Raw genomic sequence first — 439 nt, forward strand, 5'->3', positions numbered from 1 at the left:
GGCGCATTGTCCTTGTAGGGCCCTTCGTGAAGTCCTCGAAACCGGCAAAAGCGTCGAAGTAAAGGGGCAGAGGAGGAGTGTGGTCGCTGCAGCCTGTATTTCGATCCCAAAGACAGATGCCGCCTCCTGGCTGTGCCGATAAAAGTGAGGGGAAAATGTGAGTATATCCTTGCCGCCTGGAGCATCCAAAGGATGGCGTAATGGGATGTTTCTTTCAACGAGGTTTTTACCATGGCCTTGCTAGCGAAGCCACTCATGCCAGGAAAGCCCTTTTATCGCATGGGTAGTGAGCGTTATGATCACTTTGTTCCAGCGCACCAAAATATCGGGATGGTGTCCCTCGTCTTCGGCCAAAGCGCCCCATAAAGCAATTAAAGGCCTGTTCCATTTGAAAACGTGGAAATAAAACTACGTCGTATAAAAAGCCATCCGTTTTACA

Annotated in this window: 1 protein-coding gene; it reads right to left on the reverse strand. The window is 49.9% G+C overall.

From position 1 onward, the window contains the following. Positions 1–240: 240 nt before the first annotated feature. Entirely contained in the window at positions 241–318 is a 78-nt protein-coding gene (locus tag EZM41_RS14350) for a hypothetical protein (RefSeq protein WP_342449261.1), read from the reverse strand. Between the last annotated feature and the right edge of the window lie 121 nt (positions 319–439).

The sequence above is a fragment of the Acetomicrobium sp. S15 = DSM 107314 genome, assembly GCF_016125955.1.
Classification (GTDB): Bacteria; Synergistota; Synergistia; order Synergistales; family Thermosynergistaceae; genus Thermosynergistes; species Thermosynergistes pyruvativorans.